1 protein-coding gene is annotated in these 1,023 nt (G+C 71.4%); it reads right to left on the bottom strand.

What is annotated here, in order from left to right:
- On the bottom strand, positions 1 to 1,023 hold a 1,023-nt coding region (locus ACLN58_RS22540; protein ID WP_415857430.1), incomplete at both ends, for an FtsK/SpoIIIE domain-containing protein.

Below are 1,023 nucleotides of genomic sequence, written 5' to 3'. Positions count from 1 at the left end.
GGCCGCCGTCGGCCGAGCCGGCGCCGCCGTCCGCGCCGATACCGTTGTGCACGGGCAGCACGAAGACGTCTCGCGCGGAGTCGTCGGCCGTCGGGCCGGGCTCGGGTGCGTCGACGGGTCCCGAGACGTACCCGGCGCGGAATTCGGTGTAGATGCTCGTGTCCACCTTGAGGAAGCCGAATCCCGGCACGGCCGGCAGATGGAACGCGTCAGCCGTGCCGAGGATCGTCTGGCTCTCGGCCTCGGAGAACGTGCGCAGGCCGATCCGATACGAGAGGTACGTGTCGAGGCCGCGGAGCTTGCCGCTCTCGATCCGCTGGCTCGAAAGCAGGAGGTGCACGCCGATCGATCGGCCGATGCGCCCAATCGTCAGGAGCAGGTCGACGAAGTCGGGCTCCGCCGTGAGGAGCTCGCCGAACTCGTCGATCACGAGCAGCAGGTGGGGCATGGGCGGCAGCTCGGGCCGGGTGCGGCGCAGCTCGCGGTAGTGCGTGATGCTGGGTGACGCGCCGGCGTCCCGGAGCAGCTTCTGCCGCCGCAGCACCTCGCCCGCGATGCTCTCCCGTGCCCGCCGCGTGAGCTGCGGATCGTCCTGGAGGTTGTCCATGAGGCCCGCGACGTGGCCCAGGCGCACGAACGGAGCGAACGCCGCGCCGCCCTTGTAGTCCACGAGGATCATCGAGAGGTCGTCGGGCGAATGGGAGGCCGCGAGTGCCAGAACGAGCGTGCGGAGGAGCTCGCTCTTGCCCGAGCCGGTCGCGCCGATGCAGATCCCGTGCGGTCCCATGCCGAGCTGCGCTGATTCCTTGAGGTCGAGGTGGATCGGCATGCCATGCCGATCCACGCCGATGGGCACGCGCAGGAAGTCTCGCGGCGCCCGGGCACCCCATGCCTCCGTGGCCTCGAGGGCCGCCGGGTCCTCGATCCCGAGCAGCTCCGGCATGCTGATGGGCTCGCCCGCGTCCGCGCGTTCCGCGGCGTCGAGTGAGAGGCGCAGCGGCGCGATGAGGCGGGCGACGGCGG

The organism is Sinomonas sp. G460-2, assembly GCF_047759905.1.
In the GTDB taxonomy this organism is placed as follows: Bacteria; Actinomycetota; Actinomycetes; order Actinomycetales; family Micrococcaceae; genus Sinomonas.
This window is presented reverse-complemented; position numbering and strand designations above follow the sequence as displayed.